This is a genomic window from Flavobacterium undicola (genome assembly GCF_009909155.2).
Taxonomy (GTDB): domain Bacteria; phylum Bacteroidota; class Bacteroidia; order Flavobacteriales; family Flavobacteriaceae; genus Flavobacterium; species Flavobacterium undicola.
The window spans coordinates 1-19,728 of record NZ_JAAAPM020000003.1 but is presented as its reverse complement, the minus strand read 5'-3'; the positions used below and the strand labels follow the sequence as shown (position 1 = coordinate 19,728).

Here is a 19,728-nt window from a genome sequence, read left to right as displayed (position 1 = left end):
CTAAGTTGGTAAGTTGCTGAGATGCTAAGAATCTTAGTACCTCAGGAACTTTAAAAATAAGTTCTATCCCAATCTTTCCATACGGGCTCGTATCCACTTTTAGAAATGATGGATGCGATTTCGAAAGAAGAGCGTTCGTCACTAATTTCAAATTGTTCCAATGATTGCGGGTCTACAACATAACCACCCGGATTGGTTTTTGAACCGGCACTCATACTGGTAATTCCAATCGGGATAATATGATTGCGGAATTTTTCATTCTCTCGGGTTGATAACGAAATCTCTACATCTTCATTCCACAAGCGATACGCACAAATCAGTTGGGTTAAATCCTTGTCGTCCATTATGAAATTGGGCTTAATAACTCCTTCTGCGGGACGCAATCGAGGGAAAGAAACCGTGTATTTAGTTTGCCAATAGGTTTTTTGCAAATAATCTAAATGTAGTGCATTGAAAAAACTGTCAGTACGCCAATCTTCTAATCCTAATAAAACACCCAATCCTATTTTGTGAATTCCCGCTGAGCCGACTCTGTCTGGCGTTTCCAAACGAAAATCAAAATTAGATTTCTTACCCTTGGTATGGTATTGTTTGTACACTTCTTTATGATAGGTTTCCTGATACACTAAAACCGAATACACTCCAGCCTGATGCAATTGTGTGTATTCTTCTGTTGAAAGCGGTTGTACTTCTACGGATATTATCGAAAAATCCTTTTTGATTTGTTCAATAGCATTTAGAAAATAATTGATGTTTACAGTATAATTAGCTTCTCCGGTTACCAATAAAACATGGTCAAATCCTGCTTTTTTCAAGGCTTCAACTTCTAATTTTATTTCTGGATCGGTAAGTGTTTTTCGTTTGATTTTGTTGTCCAGACTAAAACCACAATAGGTGCAAATATTTTGACACTCGTTACTGAGATACAACGGAGCATACATCTGAATCGTTTTACCAAATCTTTTTTTGGTCAATTCATGACTTAACTGCGCCATTTGTTCCAAATACGGTTGAGCAGCAGGAGAAATTAATACCAAAAAATCATCTAGATTCCTTTTGATTTTTGCCAAAGAACGTTCCACGTCTGAGGCAGAAGTACTGTATATTTTAGTCTTAATGGTTTCCCAGTCGAATTGTTCAAAAACCGATTTAAATGTTGTCATTGTTTCATTTTTAGCACGAAAAATTTAACCGCAAAGGGCACAAAGATTCCGCTAAGTTCACAAAGTTTTGTGTTTACTATTTTTTATTGAACACAAAGTATTTCTATTCCGTCTCCCTCTCCTTTGGAGAGGGTTGGGGAGAGGATTACTCATATAAAAACGCTGTCAAAGGGCTCGATGCTATTGCATGCTTGTATTGTTGTCCTAGTCTGGCTTCGTAGGCTTTTCGGCCTGCAATTACGGCTTCTTTGAACGCTTCTGCCATCAATTTCGGATTACCGGCAACTGCAATTGCGGTGTTGACTAAAACGGCATCGGCACCCATTTCCATTGCTTTTGCCGCATCCGAAGGCGCTCCAATTCCCGCATCAATAATCACAGGAACTTTAGATTGTTCGATGATAATTTCCAGAAAATCAATCGTTTTTAATCCTTTGTTACTTCCTATTGGCGAACCTAAAGGCATTACTGCTGCTGTTCCCACATCTTCCAAGCGTTTGCACAAAACGGGATCGGCGTGGATGTAAGGCAAAACGATAAATCCTAATTTGGCCAACTCCTCTGTGGCTTTCAAGGTTTCGATTGGGTCGGGTAGCAGGTATCTTGGGTCGGGATGAATTTCGAGTTTTAACCAATTTGTTTCCAGAGCTTCTCTTGCCAATTGTGCTGCAAAAACGGCTTCTTTAGCATTTCTCGCTCCTGATGTATTAGGCAATAAATTGATTCCAGGATGTTTTAAATGCGATAAAATAGCATCGGTATCCGTTTCTAAATCGACACGTTTTAAGGCAACCGTAACTAATTCGCTCCCAGAAGCCAAAATAGCTTCTTCCATTTGGATATTCGAACCAAATTTCCCTGTTCCTAAAAACAAACGAGATTGCAGTTCTTTATCTCCAATTTTAAACAATGACGTTTCCATATAATTTTTCGTTAAGTTCAGTTATTAATTTTGTTTTGCTATCGCTTTCAGTAATCAATCCTGAAACGGCAATACCATGAATTCCTGTTTTGATGATGGATTCCACATCGTCAGTCAGGATGCCTCCAATAGCATAAACAGGTGTTTTTATTTGTTGCTCTTGCAGCTGACTCAGGATGTTTTGGTAGCCCTCTAATCCTAAAATCGGACTTAATTTTTCTTTGGTTTTTGTAAAACGAAAAGGACCTAAACCAATATAATCAGCCCCTTGATTGATGTGTTTTTGAATATCCTCAAAAGTATTTGCTGTACCACCAATGATTTTTTGGTTGCCCAGAATTGCTCTTGCATTGGCTATTTTCATGTCGCTTAGTCCTAAATGAACGCCGTCGGCATCAATTTCAAGTGCTAGCGGTACATTGTCGTTGATGATAAATGTGGCTGAATATTCGTTGCACAAGATTTTTACGGCTTCTGCCAAAGTAAACGTATCTTCTGAAGTAGCATTTTTGAAACGCATTTGAATCCATTGACAACCATGCTGTAAAGCTTGCTGAATGTTGTGCAATTGTGCTTCAATTGTGTTTCCTTGCGATATATATTGTAAACGCTTATACATAATGATGTCCTAATTGTGAGGGATTAGATAATAAAAAGTTTTCCGTATAATTTTTGCCGTTTTTGCAGGCAGTTAAAAGCTCTTGTTCTAAGGCCAGATTAGCGGTTATAGCTGCGGATAATACACAACCCGAACCGTGTTTTGGATGTATTTTGGCATTTTTAGATTCCAGTCTAAAAAATTGATTTGGTGTATGTAAATAATCGGTACCAATTTCTGTGGGATGATGTCCTCCTTTTAATAAAATAGAGCAGTTTTTGGATAGTTTTTCGGTAATAACTTCAACTGATTTTTCTTTGGAATCCAATTTTAAAATTTCATAATAATTGGGAGTTATCAGCTCTATTTCTTTCAAAATAGCAATCAAATCGTTTTGATTTTCAATAGTCAAAAAGTCAAATTCAGTAGTAGATCTTAAAACTGTGTCCCAAACTATTTTGGTTTTTGGCGAAAGCTTTTTTATCAAAAAAACAATCGATTTTAAATAGTCTAATGAAGGAACAATCCCAATTTTAACCGCTTTAATTTCATAAGCTTCGAATAGTGTTTCGATCGATTGTAATACAAAATCGAGTGCAGTCCATTCAATACTCACAAAATCATTTTCAGTCTGAATCGTGTTTGCCGTATTGATAGCAAAACCATATACCTGATGTTGTTCGAATGTTTTGACATCTGCCAAAACCCCAGCACCAGCCGAAGGATCAAAACCGGCAATGCTTATTACGAAAGGACGATTTGTTGACATAATTCGAAGTTTTTTATGGGTTGGTTTGTGTTCCAAATAGTGCCTAAAAGGGCTACATTATCAAAACCAGCTGCGAGTGTTTTTTGAATATTAGCAGATTCAATTCCACCTAACGCAACGAGTTTAGTTTGATGATTGGTTCGGTTTTGTATTGCGTTCAATAAATCGATTTTTGACTTGTAATTTTCTTTCGAAATACTATTATAAACAGGGCTTAGAAATGCATATTGAAAAAAGATTCTCAAATCGTTAAAGGCTTCTATAGTATGAATGGAAGTCGATAGATGAATCCTTTTTTCATTGTAATGATACAAAGTTTCGGGATTGATTTGTTCCCTCATTTTTTCTGAAAAATGGAGTCGATTAATACCTAAATCTTCTGCTATTTGATGCTCACTGTGTAAAACCAGTTTGCGTCGATATTCCAATCCAATAGCAGCTACAAAAGTTTTCATTTCTTCCGCTGAAAACTCAGGTTTTCTAACGTGCAGCAACTCCAATCCACGTTCAAAAAGAGCATGGATGGTGTTGATTTCGTTTGCTATTGCAATTGGATTGGAAATGACTATCATATTAAAATGTATCAAGTAAGAAGTATTAAGTATTAAGATTTTATGAGTTTTATTCCTTTAGTCTTGATACTTAATACTCAGAATCTTAATTCTTATGAATAAATTTCTTTACCCATTTCCACAAACTCTTCTGATTTTTCTTGCATACCTTTTTCGGCTTCGGCTACGTCACGAATTTCTTGTGAGATTTTCATTGAACAGAATTTCGGTCCACACATCGAGCAGAAATGAGCTACTTTAGCACCATCTGCTGGTAAGGTTTCATCGTGAAATTCTCTTGCAGTATCAGGATCTAATGATAAATTGAATTGATCTTCCCAACGGAATTCAAAACGCGCTTTACTCAAGGCATTATCACGGTATTGAGAACCCGGGTGACCTTTGGCTAAATCGGCAGCGTGAGCCGCAATTTTATAAGTGATCACACCGTCTTTTACGTCTTTTTTATTAGGTAGGCCAAGGTGCTCTTTTGGAGTAACATAACACAACATCGCACAACCGTACCAACCAATCATAGCAGCACCAATAGCTGAAGTAATATGGTCGTAACCTGGAGCAATATCAGTAGTTAATGGTCCTAAAGTATAAAATGGAGCTTCGTCACAATGTTCTAATTGTTTGTCCATGTTTTCTTTAATCATGTGCATTGGGACGTGACCTGGACCTTCAATAAATACTTGCACATCGTGTTTCCAAGCTACTTTTGTAAGTTCTCCTAGTGTTTCCAATTCGGCAAATTGTGCAGCATCATTCGCATCAGCAATAGAACCCGGACGTAAACCATCTCCTAATGAGAAAGCCACGTCATATTGTTTCATGATTTCGCAAATTTCTTCAAAATGCGTGTACAAGAAGTTTTCTTTGTGGTGAAATAAACACCATTTTGCCATAATCGAACCTCCACGCGAAACGATTCCTGTAACACGGTTAGCTGTTAAATGAATGTATCTTAAAAGTACTCCTGCGTGAATTGTGAAGTATGATACTCCTTGTTCCGCTTGTTCGATTAAAGTATCGCGGAAAACTTCCCAAGTTAAATCTTCGGCAATTCCGTTTACTTTTTCCAATGCTTGGTATATTGGCACAGTTCCAATTGGCACTGGAGAGTTACGGATAATCCATTCTCTGGTTTCGTGAATGTTTTTTCCAGTGGATAAATCCATGATGGTATCAGCTCCCCAACGGCAAGCCCAAACCGCTTTTTCCACTTCTTCTTCGATAGATGAAGTCACGGCACTGTTACCAATGTTGGCGTTGATTTTTACCAGGAAATTACGTCCTACAATCATCGGTTCACTTTCAGGGTGGTTGATGTTGTTTGGAATAATAGCACGACCTCTGGCTACTTCAGAACGCACAAATTCCGGAGTGATTTTAGATTTTGGAGTGTTGGCACCAAAACTGTTTCCTCCATGTTGGCATTGCATCGCTTTGGTTTGTTCGTTCAGTTGCTCGATGCGTTGGTTTTCACGAATGGCAATGTATTCCATTTCAGGAGTAATGATTCCTTGTTTAGCGTAATACAATTGGGATACATTCGCCCCTTTTTTGGCACGCATTGGTTGGTGTAAATATTCAAAACGCAAATCATTCAGTTTCTCATCATTCAAACGTTCTTTACCATAGTTTGAAGTGATTTCTGTTAATTCTTCTACATCTCCACGGTCTTTTATCCATTGCTCACGGATACGAGGCAATCCTTTTCTAACATCAATTTCGATATTTGGATCAGTATAAGGACCTGAAGTGTCGTAAACGGTTACTGCTGGGTTTTTCTCCACACCGCCTTTTGATAATTTGGTGTCAGATAGAGTGATTTCACGCATAGCGACTTTTATCGGGTGGATTTCACCATCGATGTACACTTTTGTCGAATTCGGGAAGGGCTGTCTTGATATTTTTTCTTCGTTGTTCATTTGTTTGAAGTTATGAGTTATGTGATATGAGTTATGGGTTTGGTATAACGTTTGGATTTTTATTGGAAATTTGTTATTCCTAGAGGCTAAATTGGAATTTGTTATTTAGTTTTTGGAATTTAAAATGTTTATCCACCCTGTGTAGCCGAAATAATTAAAATATCGTCCGTTTCGGATAGGAGGTGGCTGTTCCAATTGGATTTTGGAATTACGCTGTTGTTTATGGCTATAGCAATGCCATTTTGTTTTTGGGGAATTTCAATATCGAGCAAGGCTTGAATGCTTAGTGCATCTGCTTGAAATTGTTTGATTTGGTTGTTGATCTTTAGTTCCATTCCTTTTGATTTAGTATGAGTACTACTTTAGGAATGGCTACAATTGCCCAAAAATGGGACTATGGAAGTCATCTTACTTTTCCCTACGCTAGTATGAACTAGATCAGGTTCAGAGGGTAAAATCTCAGCCTGCGATTGCAGACACCCCTAAAGTGAGCGACAAATGTAATGAAAAAGTTAGAAATAAGATTTTAGAAGTTAGAAGTTTAACAATTTTATACTGAATACTTCTAAACTGAACACTATTTACTGTTTTCTTGTCCAGCAACTTTGTATGTGATCGTTAACCATTCCTGTTGCCTGCATGTGTGCATAAACTACGGTGGAGCCAACAAATTTAAAACCACGCTTTTTTAAATCTTTGCTAATGGCATCTGAAAGCGGAGTTGTGGCAGGAATGTCTTTGAGACTTTGGAGTTTGTTGTCAATGGGTTTGCCATCTACAAAACCCCAAATGTATTTCGAAAAACTACCAAATTCTTCCTGTACTTTCATAAATGCAATGGCATTGGAAATGGCAGAATATACTTTGAGTTTGTTTCGAATGATACCTGCGTCTAAAAGTAATTCCTGAATTTTGTCTTCCTGATAATCAGCTATTTTTTTATAGTTGAAATTATCAAACGCTGAGCGAAAATTTTCTCTCTTTGCCAAAATTGTGTACCAACTCAATCCCGCTTGAAAAGTTTCCAATATTAAAAATTCGAATAAAGTGGCATCATCATACACAGGTTTTCCCCATTCTTCATCGTGGTATTTTCTATATAAATCGTCTTTTTCGCACCAAGCGCAACGTGTTTTGTTATCCATGGTTTATTTGTTGTGAATGTATTTTTCAATGAGGTGATGTCCAAGGTAAATTAATGGTGTTAAAACAATAGCTAGTATTAATTTGAAGGTATAACCTGTGATAGACATGTTGAGGTATTGACTCGTTGTGATTTTTCCTGTGAGCCAAAAGGCAATTCCCGAAACGATAAAACTGTCAATAAGTTGGGATATTAAAGTAGAACCTGTACTTCGAAGCCAAATCATTTTTTTGCCGGTTTTGTTTCGCAAAAACCAAAAAATAGAAACATCGATTAACTGAGAAATTAGAAAGGCAATAATGCTGGCAACCATAATGAACAACCCTTGACCAAAAACGGCATAAAATTGTTCGTCATTAACCGTTTCTTTAGTGATAAAAGCAGGGATTTTTGTCCCGATGAAAAGAATCAGAATGCAATAAGCAATAAGTCCTGCGGTTATATAAGAGAGTTTTTTGACTCCGTCCTTTCCAAAATGTTCATTGATGATATCGGTGGTGATGAAAACAATAGGCCAGGGAAGAATTCCGAGGCTCATGATAAAGGGACCAATTTGAATGAGTTTTCCGCCTATTAATTCGGCTACAACAGCATTGGTAATAAATATTCCAGCGAGAATTAGATAAACAGTGTCTTTTTTGGATTGAAACATATTTCTGGATTTGATTCAACCAAATTTAGTTTCTTTATTTTGAATTTAAGAATGCGACAAAAGTTAAAATAAAAAAATAAATCCCATTCGAATGAACGAATGGGATTCAATATGATTGTGATCGAATTAGATTAACCTAAAGCAACTCTTTTGAAAGCTGAAATTTCTACATTGAATCCTTTAACATAATCACCAACTTTTTTACTGTCATCTTTGATGAAGTTTTGATCTAGTAAGGCTTTCTCTTGGTCTAAAGTAGTATTGTCAGAGATAAAACGTTGAATTTTTCCTGGAATAATTTTATCCCAAATTTGTTCTGGTTTACCTTCAGCTTTTAATTCAGCTTTAGCATCTTCTTCAGCTTGTTTTAAAACTTCTTCAGTTAATTGAGAGAAAGAAATATATTTAGGAACATTTTTTAAAGTTTTTCCTAAACGTTTTGCTTCTTCATTTTCTTTTTCGATGATAGCAATACGAGCATCAAGTTCAGAAGCAACGAAAGCTGGATCAAAATCTTTGTAAGATAATGTATCAGCTCCCATAGAAGCAACTTGCATAGAGATGTCTTTAGTTAATACGTCAGCATTAGGAACTGATGCAGAAATAGCTGTTAAAGCAGCAATTTTGTTAACGTGAACATAAGATCCAACGAAAGCACCTTCTACGATTTCGAAACCACCGATTTCAATTTTTTCTCCAATAACACCAGTTTGCTCGATTAATTTTTCAGCAACAGTAATTCCGTTGAAATCTGAAGCTAAGAATTCTTCTTTAGAAGAGAAATTGATCGCTTTTTCAACTAATTCTTTAGCTAAAGCTACGAAAGTTTCATTCTTACCTACGAAATCTGTTTCACAGTTTAAAGTAATGATAGCTCCTTTAGTTTTGTCTGCATTGATAAAGGAAACAGCTGCTCCTTCAGAAGACTCACGGTCAGAACGGTTATCAGCAACTTTTTGTCCTTTTTCTCTAAGGTTTTGTATAGCCTTATCGAAATCTCCTTCAGCTTCAACTAAAGCTTTTTTACAGTCCATCATTCCGGCACCTGTAGTTTGTCTTAATTTATTTACGTCTGCTGCCGTTATTGTTATAGTTGACATAGTATTTTATTTTTAAGGTTTAAAAGTAAAAATTCCAATCTTCAAATCCCAAATTCCAACGTTATCAGATAGTTAAAAAATCTGATTTTGGAATTTGGAATTTAAAATTTGGAATTTAAAAGTTTATTTATTCTTCAGTTGCTGGAGCAGCAGTTTCAGTTGCTACTGGAGCAGCTTCTTCAGCTACTACATCAGTAGTTTCTTTATCAGAACCTCTTTCAGAAAGTCCTTCGATAACTGCAGCAGTTACTAAAGATAAAATTTTATCAATTGATTTAGAAGCATCATCATTGGCTGGGATAACGTAATCTACTTCACGTGGATCAGAGTTAGTATCAACCATTGCGAAAACTGGAATGTTTAATTTTTGAGCTTCTTTTATTGCGATGTGCTCAGCTTTAATATCTACTACGAACAATGCAGCTGGAAGTCTAGACATATCAGCGATTGAACCTAAGTTTTTTTCTAATTTAGCACGAAGACGATCTACTTGTAAACGCTCTTTTTTAGATAACGTCATGAAAGTACCATCTTTCTTCATTTTATCAATAGTAGCCATTTTTTTAACTGCTTTACGGATAGTAACAAAGTTTGTTAACATTCCACCAGGCCATCTTTCAGTGATGTAAGGCATGTTTGCAGCAGCTGCTTTTTCAGCAACGATGTCTTTTGCTTGTTTTTTGGTAGCAACAAATAATATTTTTCTACCTGATGCAGCGATTTTTTTCAAAGCTTCGTTAGCTTCTTCAATTTTAGCTGCAGTTTTATATAGGTTGATAATGTGAATACCATTACGCTCCATATAAATGTAAGGAGCCATGTTTGGATCCCATTTTCTAGTCATGTGTCCAAAGTGAACACCTGCTTCTAGTAATTCTTTTACTTCTACTTTGTTTGACATTTTTTGTACTAGTTTACGTTCTGTTGAGTAAGCAATGCATAAATGGCGATTTCTCGGCTAAATGCATTTAGATGCTAAACTAATTTCTCACCTCAGTGAGACAACAACAACATTGTTTAAATTCAATAATAAATTCAATAAAGTCTTGCTCCTGTGAACAAGACAGGCAATATTAACGTTTAGAGAATTGGAATCTCTTACGAGCTTTCTTCTGACCGAATTTCTTACGTTCAACCATTCTTGGATCTCTTGTTAATAAACCTTCTGGTTTCAAAACACCTCTGTTTTCAGCATTTACTTCACACATTGCGCGAGCGATTGCCATTCTTACAGCTTCTGCTTGACCAGTTACACCACCTCCGTAAACGTTTACTTTTACGTCAAAGTTAGATGCATTTTCTGTCATAGACAATGGTTGCAAAACTTTGTACTGTAAAGTAGCTGTAGGGAAATAAGTTGCAAATTCTTTTTTGTTTACAGTGATTACTCCTGTTCCTTCTGAAACATAAACACGTGCAACAGCGGTTTTTCTTCTACCGATTTTGTGAATAACTCCCATTACTTAAGATCGTTTAGGTTAACAGTTCTAGGTTTTTGAGCTCCTTGTTTGTGCTCAGATCCTACAACAACATTTAAATTTCTGAAAAGTTCAGCTCCTAATTTGTTCTTAGGTAACATTCCTTTTACTGCTTTTTCAACTAAAGATGCAGGGTTTTTAGCTTGCAATACTTTAGCAGTTAAAGTTCTTTGTCCTCCTGGATAACCTGTGTGACGCATGTAAATTTTCTCGTCCATTTTGTTACCTGTAAGGTTGATTTTCTCTGAGTTGATAACAATTACGTTATCTCCACAGTCCACGTGTGGGGTATAGCTTGGTTTGTACTTTCCTCTTAAAATCATAGCGACTTTAGAAGCAAGACGTCCTAAGTTATGACCCTCTGCATCTACAACGATCCACTCTTTAGTAGAGTTTGCCTTTGTAGTTGAAATTGTCTTGTAGCTTAATGCGTTCACAATAAAAATTTTTTAATTAAACATTCCATCCCCAATAAAGGGGTTGCAAAAGTACAATTAATTATTTTAAATACAAATACCTTAAATGAATAATTTTTTTGGGTTTTTATGCTGATAATCAATCGGATATTTATTGTGCTTAAGAGAGCTTCTTTTTTATAATTCCAGTTGATGCTTTGGTTCTAAATTTATCATACATTTGATTTGAAAAATAAATTGATTATCTTGCAATCTTGCAATGGAAATAATGGGGTAAATATACTTCTTTTTTAGAGTTAGTAAAGTAGTGTTTTAAAAAATATTTTACTGTATCTCTATCTTGCAAACCACTAAAACTAAGACAATAAATTCATTATGAAAGTTAAAGCAACACTGAAGCAAATTGCCAAAGAATTGAATGTTTCTGTTTCTACAGTTTCTAAAGCATTGAATGATAGTCCTGAGATTAGTAGCCAAACTAAAATTAAGATTAAAGAGTATGCTAAACTTAAAAATTACAAACCCAATATCATTGGTTTGAATTTGAAAAACAGAAAGACAAAAACCATAGGAGTAATTATTCCGAATATTTTGAATTCTTTTTTTGCCAAAGTTTTTAGTGGAATCGAAAAAGTAGCCGATGAAAAAGGATATAATGTAATTACCTGTATTTCTAATGAATCGATAGTTAAAGAAATTAATACTTTAGAAATGTTGAGCAACGGAACTACCGATGGTTTTATTTTATCGGTTTCACAGGAAGCTCAAAAACTCCAGGATTACTCTCATTTTACCGATATTATTAATGAAGGAACGCCAATTGTGATGTTTGATCGCATTGCTGATGAAGTAGAATGTGATAAAGTTGTCGTAGATGATTACGATTCGGCATTAAATGTTACCCAAAGATTAATTGATACAGGTTGTAAAAATATTGCATTAATCTCTTCGGTAGATGATTTGAGTGTTGGGAAACTAAGAACCCAAGGTTATTTGAAAGCCTTGGCCGATAATGGAATTCCAGTAAATGAAAATATTATTCTTCGTACCAATTCTGAAGATGATATGAAAAAAAGAATTGAAGCTGTTTTTGAAAATAATACTATTGATGGTGTTTTTGCTTTAGACGAACGCGATTCGGTTGCAGCATTAAAAGTCGGAATTAAAAAAGGTTATAAAATTCCAGAGGAGTTGTCCATCATTGGTTTTGCTGACGGAATTTTAGCTTCCAGACGATTAACACCAAGTTTGAGTACAGTAAGTCAGCATGGAGTTGAGATTGGAGAAGTGGCTGCCAGATTACTGATCCAGCGTTTAGAAGCTGATGAAGAAAATGAAGCTCCTTATCAAACCGTTGTTATCAAAACTAATTTGAAAGAAAGAGAATCTTCTAGAACCAAAAAAAAATCCATTCTTAAAAATAAATAAGAATGGATTTTTTTATTTTTATTGCTGATTGCTACTGCATTCTGAAATCTAAATTCTGCAATCTTCAATCTAAAATCTTAATGCGCTTCCAGCCAGTTTTTCCCCATTCCTAAATCAACTACCAAAGGAACTTCTAACTTAAAAGCATTTTCCATTTCGTGTTGAATCATCGGTTTGATTTTTTCTAACTCATCATTGTGTACATCAAACACAAGTTCATCATGTACTTGCAATAACATTTTCGATTTCCAGTTTTCGGCAATCAATTTATTATGAATGTTGATCATCGCAATTTTGATAATATCAGCCGCCGAACCTTGAATAGGGGCATTAACCGCATTACGTTCGGCACCACCGCGAACAATAGCATTTTGCGAATTGATGTCTTTTAAATACCTGCGACGTCCTAAAACTGTTTGTACATAACCATGATCTCGGGCAAAATCAATTTGCTCATTAATATAAGATTTTAATCTTGGATACGATTTGTAATAAGCTTCAATCAATTCGGCACTTTCAGAGCGGGAAAGATTCGTTTGATTCGAAAGTCCAAAAGCCGAAACCCCATAGATAATTCCGAAGTTCACCGTTTTTGCATGACTACGTTGTTCGCGGGTCACTTCTTCTAAAGGTACATTGAAAACCTTAGAAGCAGTCGATCTGTGAATGTCTTCATTATTTTGGAAAGCCTTAATCATGTTTTCTTCGCCACTTAGTGCCGCAATCACACGCAATTCTATTTGAGAATAATCGGCAGAAACCAGAGTGTAATTTTCATCACGGGCAATAAAGGCTTTACGAATCAATCGTCCTCTTTCGGTACGAATAGGAATGTTTTGTAAGTTCGGATTATTAGAACTCAAACGTCCCGTTGCCGCTACGGTTTGCATATAATCGGTATGAACACGTCCTGTTTTGGTGTCGACTTGGTTCGGTAAGGCATCAATATAAGTGCTTTGTAATTTCACCATTTGGCGCCATTCGAGAATATCGCGTACAATTTCGTTGTCATTGGCTAAATAACTCAAGACTTCTTCGCCAGTGGCATATTGTCCTGTTTTAGTTTTCTTTTGTTTGGCTCCGCCAATTTTTAATTTGTCAAATAAAATATCACCGAGTTGTTTTGGTGAAGCCAAATTGAATTTCTCTCCAGCGGTTTCGTATATTTTTTGTTCCAGAGCATTGCTTTCGGCAGCCATTTCCACTGACATGCTTTTCAAAAACGGAACATCTAAGTTGATTCCTTCGGTTTCCATCGCTGCAAGGACAGGAACAAGCGGGATTTCGATTTCGTCAAATAGTCTTTGAGTAGCTGTTTTTTCTAATTCTACAGCAAATAATTCCTTTAATTGAAAGGTGACATCAGCATCTTCGGCAGCATATTCTTTGATGTCTTCCAAAGCGACGTCGCGCATTGATTTTTGATTCTTTCCTTTTTTACCAATTAAATCCTCAATGGATTTCGGAGAATATTTTAAATAAGTCTCTGATAAAATATCCATATTATGACGCATATCAGGATTAATCAAATAATGCGCAATCATGGTGTCGAATAATTTCCCGGCTACGCGAATGCCGTAATTAGCCAGTATTTTTAAATCGTATTTGATGTTTTGACCAATTTTTTCAATCGCTTCATTTTCGAAAAACGGAATAAATTTCTCTGCCAAAGCTTTGGCTTCGTCCTGGTTTTCAGGAAACGGAATGTAGAATCCTTTTCCTTTTTCGTAAGAAAAAGAAATTCCAACCAGTTCAGCGTGTAACGCATCTAAACCAGTAGTTTCAGTATCAAAGCAAACCGTAGTCTGTTTTTGTAAATTTTGCAATAACAATCTAATTCCTAAATCGCCTTGAATAATTTGGTACGAATGAGGTGTGTTTTCAAGCGTATTGTAAAATTGTTGGTGTGTTACCTCGCCATCATGAGTGGGAAGTGTACTTGAAAAAAGATCAAATTGCTCTTCGTTCTTAGGTTGTGGTTTTTTATATAGTTTTGCGTCAGGTTCCGAGTGTTGAGGGCTGCTTTCTCCAGTAGCTTTTGGTTTGAAAATGGCATCAAATTGTTCGGCCATTCTTCTAAATTCGAGTTCGTTGAATAAAGCATCTGTTTTTTCTACATCAGGAGTCGAAAGTTCATAGTCTTTTTCACAAAAAGTTACTGGACAATCCAGCAGAATAGTCGCCAGTTTTTTAGACAACAATCCCAGTTCGGCATTGGCTTCAATTTTATCTTTGATGGCTCCTTTTAGTTGGTGCGTATTGGCTAATAAATTTTCGATAGATCCGTATTCAGCCAGGAATTTTTTGGCTGTTTTTTCGCCTACACCCGGTAATCCGGGGATATTATCGGCCGAGTCGCCCATCATTCCCAGATAGTCAATTACTTGTTCCGGTCTTTGGATTTCAAATCTTTCTAATACTTCAGGAATTCCCCAAATCTCGATTCCGTTGCCCATACGAGCGGGTTTGTACATGAAAATATTTTCCGAAACCAATTGGGCAAAATCCTTATCAGGCGTAACCATAAAGACTTTGTAGTTTTCTTTTTCAGCTTGTTTGGCAATCGTTCCTATCAAATCATCGGCTTCATAGCCTGCCACTTCAATAATTGGAATGTGCATGGCGTTCAATAGGGCCTGGATATAAGGAACCGCAATTTTGATGGCTTCGGGTGTAGCATCACGATTGGCTTTGTATTCCGGGAACAATTCGTTGCGCAAATCACTGCCGCCTTTGTCAAAAGCCACCGCCAAATGGTCTGGTTTTTCACGCTTAATCACATCCATCAGCGAATTCATAAATCCCATAATGGCCGATGTATCCATGCCTTTAGAGTTGATTCTTGGATTTTTAATAAAGGCATAATACCCTCTAAAAATTAAAGCATAGGCATCGAGTAGAAAAAGACGTTTTTGAGCTGACATATTGAAATAATTTGGATGTAAAAATAAACAAAGCTTTTTAAAATCACTGTTTTTTGATTCAATCATTTAGTAAAGAAAGGTCTTCGAGAAGCTCAGACTGACAGTAATATTGAATTAAGAGATTGATTATTTGTTTTCCTTCAAGGTCAAAAAAAGGTCTTGCAGGATTTAAAATCGTAATCTTTTTCATGACTACAATATTTTGTTTAATAAAATACCTACATTTACAAAAGCTGTTTTATTAATATATGAATAAAAAACTACTTATAATTTTCTTTTTTCTTTCATTAGACAGTTATGCTCAGGGAGAAAGTAATATTTGGTATTTTGGAGGAAATGCGGGATTAGATTTTAATAGCGGTAGCCCAGTAGCTCTTACAGATGGTCGTTCATTTTCTTTTTCAGCTTGCGCTTCTATATCAGACTCGAATGGGCAATTGTTATTTTATACCAATGCTTTTTATATTTGGGATAAAAATCATATGGTGATGCCTAATGGCAGCTTTTTATTAGGGCATGCTAATGCAACACAAGGAGCAACCATAGTCCCTAAACCAGGATCGTCAAATTTATATTATCTGTTTACAGTAGATTATGAAGGAGGACCGAATGGGTTTAGATATTCAGTAATAGATATGAATCTTAACGGTGGTTTAGGTGATGTTACAGCCGAAAAAAATGTACTAATTTATACTCCTACAACTGAAAGACTAGCTATAGTTAGACATGCTAATAAAATTGACTATTGGGTAGTTACCCATGGTCCTGGCAATACTTTTTACAGTTATTTACTTACTGCTTCAGGTTTAAACGTGACTCCTGTACTATCTAATGTTGGTACATTGGAGTTGACTAAAAGCAATTATCAAGGTCAGATGAAAATATCCCCGGATGGTTCTAAATTAGTGATTGTTCATAATGTAATGAATGCTGAAATGTTTGATTTTGACAATAGCTCAGGATTGATTTCAAATCCTATAATTTTAAGAACTAATCAAGGTAGTGGTGCTGAAATGTATGGTGTGGAATTTTCACCGAATAGTAGGGTTTTGTACCTTTCTTTACAAGGGAATGAGACAACACAAAACGGAATTATACAATACGATTTAAATTCCAACGATATTGTTGGTTCTGCATTTACTATGTTAACTCCTAAGATAATAAGACCAATGGCACTTCAATTGGGACCGGATGGGAAAATTTATGTTGCTAAATATGGTAAATTAGGAGTGATCAATTATCCAAATCTTATAGGCTTATCATGTGATCTCCAGCAAGAGGCTGTTGATTTAGGTACTGGAAGATGTTATAATGGCTTACCTGGTATCGTTTCATCATTTTTATTTAAATCTGAAATCGATGTTGAAAATTTATGTTTAACGCAAAGTACTCAATTTAAATTGCATACTAATCACACTATGACATCTGCCACTTGGGATTTTGGAGACGGGCATACTTCTAATGATTTAACTCCTACACATATTTATACTTCGGCAGGAACATATACTGTTTCAGTTCAGGCAGCGAGTGCTATAGATAAAACCATTACAACTAGAGAAATTACTATTTCGCCAATACCTACCGCAACTCAACCTACTTCTATTTTGGCTTGCGATGATGATAATGACGGTCTGTATGCTTTTGATCTAACAACGCAAAATCCCATGATACTAAATGGTCAGGATCCAGCTATTTGTACTGTGAATTATTTTGCAAATGCCGATGATTATGCAAATAATGTAGCAATAACTGATTCCAAAAACTATAGCAATAAAGCTCCTTATCAACAAGAAACTATTATTGCAGAGGTTTCTAATACAGTAAATAAAGATTGTAAAAGCACTACTACATTTACTATAGATGTATTTGATACACCCAAACCGGGTACAGGTATTACTAATTTAGCTATATGTGACAATTCAAGTGTAGGTAGTGATGCCGACGGTAAAGTGGTTTTAGATTTAACTCAAAAGACTAGTAGTATACTGAATGGTCAATTGGCTACTCAATTTTTGATTTCATATTACAAAGATTCAGGTTTATTGCAGTCCATTTTGACTCCTGAAGCTTATCAAAACACAAATACAACCGAAACTATTTATGTGAAAGTAGTCAACAAAGATAATCCAGATTGTACAGCGACAACTTCATTTAAGATTGAAGTTTTAGCTTTGCCACTTATAGCTAATACTGTTGATCTAAAGCAATGTGATGATAATATCGATGGATTTAGTGTTTTTAATTTAGAAGAAGCTATCAGTAAGATAACGGCTAGTGTGGGAACTCAAACTATTGCTTTTTTTGAAACTGCTTTGGATGCTCAAAACAATACTAATCCGATTCCGAATCCAACAAATTATACTAATCAAACCGTTAGCACAGACCAGGTATTCGTTAGAGTGGCTAATACGAATAACTGTTTTAGAATCGCCCAACTCAATCTTATAGTATCGACCACCCAAATCCCCTTAACTTTTAAAAAGAATTTTACTCAATGCGATGATGCCATTTCCGGCACCAACATAGATGGAATCGCTTCTTTTGATTTTAGTGAGGTAACGAATCAAATTCAGAGTATATTTCCAATTGGACAACAATTTGATATTAGATATTATAGAAATTTAACTGATGCACTTGCTGAAAAAAACAGCATTTCGGATATTTCAAACTATAGAAATATTGGATATCCAAACACTCAAAATATTTATATCCGTGTAGATAGTAGATTAAATAACGATTGTTTGGGACTTGGGAATCACATAACACTCACCGTCGAACCTATTCCTATTGTACAATCAATGAAACAAAATCATTGTGATGACAATCAGGATGGAGTCTATGCTTTTGACACTTCGGCTATTCAAACCAATTTATTGAATGGATTGACCAATGTCACGGTTTCTTATTTTGATCAAAACAATAATCGGCTTTCGAGTCCGTTGCCAAATCCTTTTATAACAGTTTCGCAAACCTTAAAAGTAGTGATTACCAATACTACTTCAACGGCTTGTTCGTTTGAAAGCAGTTTACAGTTTATTGTCGATAAATTACCACAGGCTTTCCCAATTGCTCCATCGCTTACAACTGTTTGCGATGACGAAATTGACCCTGTTTTACAAGATGGAAAATATGCTTTTGATACGTCGGGTTTTCAAACTGCAATTCTGGGAGGGCAAACAGCTATGAGTGTAAATTATTTTGACGGAAATAACAATCCACTTTCCAGTCCGTTGCCGAATCCTTTTTTAACTGCTACCCAAAATATAAAAGCAGAAGTTTTCAATCCTGTAAATCATACTTGTTCTGCAACAACAGTTATTCCTTTTGTGGTCAATCCTGTCCCTAATATTCAATTAATCGGTGATGAATTAGTGTGTAGTGACTTGCCTACTTTTACCAAAGTCATCAATGCAGGATTACTGGACGAAACTCAAAAAAACAATTTTGCCTATTCATGGACATTAGATGGAAACCTAATTGTGGGCGAAACAAATTATGATTTGATTGTTAATAAAAAAGGAGTGTACCAAGTAGAAGTAATCAATAACCAAGGCTGTTCCAGAACAAGAACTATAACCGTAAACGCATCCGATAAAGCAGCAGTACAAGTGGATATTGTTGATTTGTCTTCGCAAAACAGCATAACCATTTTGGCTACAGGAGCTGGGGATTATGTCTTTTCTCTTGATGATGAAAATGGTGATTATCAAACCAGTAATATATTTGCCAATGTTCCTGCTGGGATACATAATGTTTTTGTTAAAGATTTAAATGGTTGTGGAATTGTTTCACAAGAAGTGGCTGTTTTAGGAATCCCGAGTTATTTTACGCCCAATCAGGACGGATATAACGACACTTGGAACCTAAAAGGAGTAAATACAGTTTTCAATCCAAAAACTACTGTCCGAATCTTTGACCGTTATGGAAAATTGATAAAAGAAATCAATCCGATGGGTGATGGCTGGGATGGTACCCGTTTAGGACAGCAAATGCCGGCAGCTGATTATTGGTATTCGATTCAGCTTCAGGATGGCAGAATTTTGAAAGGACATTTTGCATTGAAGAGATAGCTTGTTATTTGGGTGTACCATCAGCACTAAAAAGGGGCTGACTTCCTTTGCAGTCATGCGCCCCTTTTTAGTGCTGCTGTCGTGCTATCCGCTCCGCTGCGGCGGATTGCTTCTATCACTCACGCGGTTAAAGGAAAAGAATGACGTTTTGTGTATTCAATTGATATACGGCTAAGGTTTAGTAGTTACTTCTAGTAATTTACACGGTATCTGGTTCTCGATTGCATCGAGGACCTATTTAAATTAAGAGATAATCCGTAGCGTTTGCAACGCGGATTATTAAAACAAAAGCTTTTCGATTGAACGAGGAAGCTTAATGAGCCGCGTTGCAAACGCTTTGTTTTTGTTTTTTCAAGAAAGTAGACACTCGATGTAATCGAGCGCCAGATGGAGTTTTTCGTAAACCATAAAGTGAACCTAGAATAAAATCAGCTATTTCGCCAAACCGCTGTTGAACTAAACCTTCGGTAGCACTTACCGTAGTTTTAGTACCTTACGAATATAATTAAATTTCGTAAGTTATGGCTACAAAAAAAAGCATCCAGAAGATTTAAGAGAAAATAAAATTCTCAATCA

Annotated in this window: 16 protein-coding genes and 1 riboswitch; of the genes, 2 read left to right on the top strand and 14 right to left on the bottom strand. The window is 36.0% G+C overall.

The annotated features are described in order from the left end of the window. Positions 1–50: 50 nt before the first annotated feature. From thiH to rplM, 13 genes are all read right to left on the bottom strand, one after another. Positions 51–1,163 (bottom strand): 2-iminoacetate synthase ThiH, encoded by a 1,113-nt coding sequence (thiH, locus tag GTZ96_RS02395; RefSeq protein WP_161640997.1) that lies wholly within the window; start codon positions 1,161–1,163, stop codon positions 51–53. 145 nt (positions 1,164–1,308) lie between these two features. Beyond that, positions 1,309–2,085, bottom strand: a complete 777-nt coding sequence (locus tag GTZ96_RS02390) for a thiazole synthase (protein WP_161640996.1) — start codon at positions 2,083–2,085, stop codon at positions 1,309–1,311. Further along, positions 2,066–2,704 (bottom strand): thiamine phosphate synthase, encoded by a 639-nt coding sequence (locus tag GTZ96_RS02385; RefSeq protein WP_161640995.1) that lies wholly within the window; start codon positions 2,702–2,704, stop codon positions 2,066–2,068. The genes GTZ96_RS02390 and GTZ96_RS02385 overlap by 20 nt, the downstream gene beginning before the upstream one ends. Next, on the bottom strand, positions 2,697–3,452 hold the full coding sequence (locus GTZ96_RS02380; RefSeq protein WP_161640994.1) for a hydroxymethylpyrimidine/phosphomethylpyrimidine kinase: 756 nt from the start codon (positions 3,450–3,452) through the stop codon (positions 2,697–2,699). Before GTZ96_RS02380 ends, GTZ96_RS02385 begins: the two co-directional genes overlap by 8 nt. Then, positions 3,428–4,024, bottom strand: a complete 597-nt coding sequence (locus GTZ96_RS02375; RefSeq protein WP_161640993.1) for a thiamine phosphate synthase — start codon at positions 4,022–4,024, stop codon at positions 3,428–3,430. Before GTZ96_RS02375 ends, GTZ96_RS02380 begins: the two co-directional genes overlap by 25 nt. Positions 4,025–4,116: 92 nt before the next feature. Then, positions 4,117–5,940, bottom strand: a complete 1,824-nt coding sequence (gene thiC, locus GTZ96_RS02370; protein WP_161640992.1) for a phosphomethylpyrimidine synthase ThiC — start codon at positions 5,938–5,940, stop codon at positions 4,117–4,119. Between the two features lie 128 nt (positions 5,941–6,068). Further along, the gene (gene thiS / locus GTZ96_RS02365) at positions 6,069–6,275 is read right to left on the bottom strand and encodes a sulfur carrier protein ThiS (protein WP_161640991.1); all 207 of its coding nucleotides are present in this window, start codon (positions 6,273–6,275) and stop codon (positions 6,069–6,071) included. A 63-nt stretch (positions 6,276–6,338) separates the two neighbouring features. After that, positions 6,339–6,434, bottom strand: a riboswitch (TPP riboswitch). 87 nt (positions 6,435–6,521) lie between these two features. After that, positions 6,522–7,085, bottom strand: a complete 564-nt coding sequence (locus GTZ96_RS02360) for a DNA-3-methyladenine glycosylase I (RefSeq protein WP_161640990.1) — start codon at positions 7,083–7,085, stop codon at positions 6,522–6,524. Between the two features lie 3 nt (positions 7,086–7,088). After that, on the bottom strand, positions 7,089–7,736 hold the full coding sequence (locus GTZ96_RS02355; RefSeq protein WP_161640989.1) for a queuosine precursor transporter: 648 nt from the start codon (positions 7,734–7,736) through the stop codon (positions 7,089–7,091). 131 nt (positions 7,737–7,867) lie between these two features. Continuing rightward, positions 7,868–8,836, bottom strand: a complete 969-nt coding sequence (tsf, locus tag GTZ96_RS02350) for a translation elongation factor Ts (RefSeq protein WP_161640988.1) — start codon at positions 8,834–8,836, stop codon at positions 7,868–7,870. Between the two features lie 127 nt (positions 8,837–8,963). Continuing rightward, positions 8,964–9,737, bottom strand: a complete 774-nt coding sequence (gene rpsB, locus GTZ96_RS02345; protein ID WP_161640987.1) for a 30S ribosomal protein S2 — start codon at positions 9,735–9,737, stop codon at positions 8,964–8,966. 172 nt (positions 9,738–9,909) lie between these two features. Continuing rightward, positions 9,910–10,296, bottom strand: a complete 387-nt coding sequence (gene rpsI, locus GTZ96_RS02340; RefSeq protein WP_161640986.1) for a 30S ribosomal protein S9 — start codon at positions 10,294–10,296, stop codon at positions 9,910–9,912. Beyond that, positions 10,296–10,751, bottom strand: coding sequence for a 50S ribosomal protein L13 (gene rplM, locus GTZ96_RS02335; protein WP_161640985.1), 456 nt, complete (start codon positions 10,749–10,751; stop codon positions 10,296–10,298). Before rplM ends, rpsI begins: the two co-directional genes overlap by 1 nt. A gap of 354 nt (positions 10,752–11,105) precedes the next feature. Between rplM and GTZ96_RS02330 the strand changes: the two genes are divergently transcribed. Beyond that, positions 11,106–12,158 carry a LacI family DNA-binding transcriptional regulator gene (locus tag GTZ96_RS02330; RefSeq protein WP_161640984.1) on the top strand — a complete coding sequence of 351 codons (1,053 nt, stop codon included), beginning with the start codon at positions 11,106–11,108 and terminating at the stop codon, positions 12,156–12,158. A 77-nt stretch (positions 12,159–12,235) separates the two neighbouring features. On the opposite strand, the gene polA is transcribed toward GTZ96_RS02330, so the two are convergent. Then, the gene (gene polA / locus GTZ96_RS02325) at positions 12,236–15,082 is read right to left on the bottom strand and encodes a DNA polymerase I (protein WP_161641162.1); all 2,847 of its coding nucleotides are present in this window, start codon (positions 15,080–15,082) and stop codon (positions 12,236–12,238) included. 248 nt (positions 15,083–15,330) lie between these two features. On the opposite strand from polA, the gene GTZ96_RS02320 reads away from it, so the two are divergent. After that, positions 15,331–19,152 carry a T9SS type B sorting domain-containing protein gene (locus GTZ96_RS02320; RefSeq protein WP_161640983.1) on the top strand — a complete coding sequence of 1,274 codons (3,822 nt, stop codon included), beginning with the start codon at positions 15,331–15,333 and terminating at the stop codon, positions 19,150–19,152. Positions 19,153–19,728 lie beyond the last annotated feature (576 nt).

Excerpts from the sequence above, each read along its gene's own strand:
- thiH (WP_161640997.1), bottom strand. The coding sequence starts at position 1,163 with ATGACAACATTTAAATCGGTTTTTGAACAATTCGACTGGGAAACCATT.
- GTZ96_RS02390 (WP_161640996.1), bottom strand. The coding sequence starts at position 2,085 with ATGGAAACGTCATTGTTTAAAATTGGAGATAAAGAACTGCAATCTCGT.
- GTZ96_RS02385 (WP_161640995.1), bottom strand. The coding sequence starts at position 2,704 with ATGTATAAGCGTTTACAATATATATCGCAAGGAAACACAATTGAAGCA.
- GTZ96_RS02380 (WP_161640994.1), bottom strand. The coding sequence starts at position 3,452 with ATGTCAACAAATCGTCCTTTCGTAATAAGCATTGCCGGTTTTGATCCT.
- GTZ96_RS02375 (WP_161640993.1), bottom strand. The coding sequence starts at position 4,024 with ATGATAGTCATTTCCAATCCAATTGCAATAGCAAACGAAATCAACACC.
- thiC (WP_161640992.1), bottom strand. The coding sequence starts at position 5,940 with ATGAACAACGAAGAAAAAATATCAAGACAGCCCTTCCCGAATTCGACA.
- thiS (WP_161640991.1), bottom strand. The coding sequence starts at position 6,275 with ATGGAACTAAAGATCAACAACCAAATCAAACAATTTCAAGCAGATGCA.
- GTZ96_RS02360 (WP_161640990.1), bottom strand. The coding sequence starts at position 7,085 with ATGGATAACAAAACACGTTGCGCTTGGTGCGAAAAAGACGATTTATAT.
- GTZ96_RS02355 (WP_161640989.1), bottom strand. The coding sequence starts at position 7,736 with ATGTTTCAATCCAAAAAAGACACTGTTTATCTAATTCTCGCTGGAATA.
- tsf (WP_161640988.1), bottom strand. The coding sequence starts at position 8,836 with ATGTCAACTATAACAATAACGGCAGCAGACGTAAATAAATTAAGACAA.
- rpsB (WP_161640987.1), bottom strand. The coding sequence starts at position 9,737 with ATGTCAAACAAAGTAGAAGTAAAAGAATTACTAGAAGCAGGTGTTCAC.
- rpsI (WP_161640986.1), bottom strand. The coding sequence starts at position 10,296 with ATGGGAGTTATTCACAAAATCGGTAGAAGAAAAACCGCTGTTGCACGT.
- GTZ96_RS02330 (WP_161640984.1), top strand. The coding sequence starts at position 11,106 with ATGAAAGTTAAAGCAACACTGAAGCAAATTGCCAAAGAATTGAATGTT.
- polA (WP_161641162.1), bottom strand. The coding sequence starts at position 15,082 with ATGTCAGCTCAAAAACGTCTTTTTCTACTCGATGCCTATGCTTTAATT.
- GTZ96_RS02320 (WP_161640983.1), top strand. The coding sequence starts at position 15,331 with ATGAATAAAAAACTACTTATAATTTTCTTTTTTCTTTCATTAGACAGT.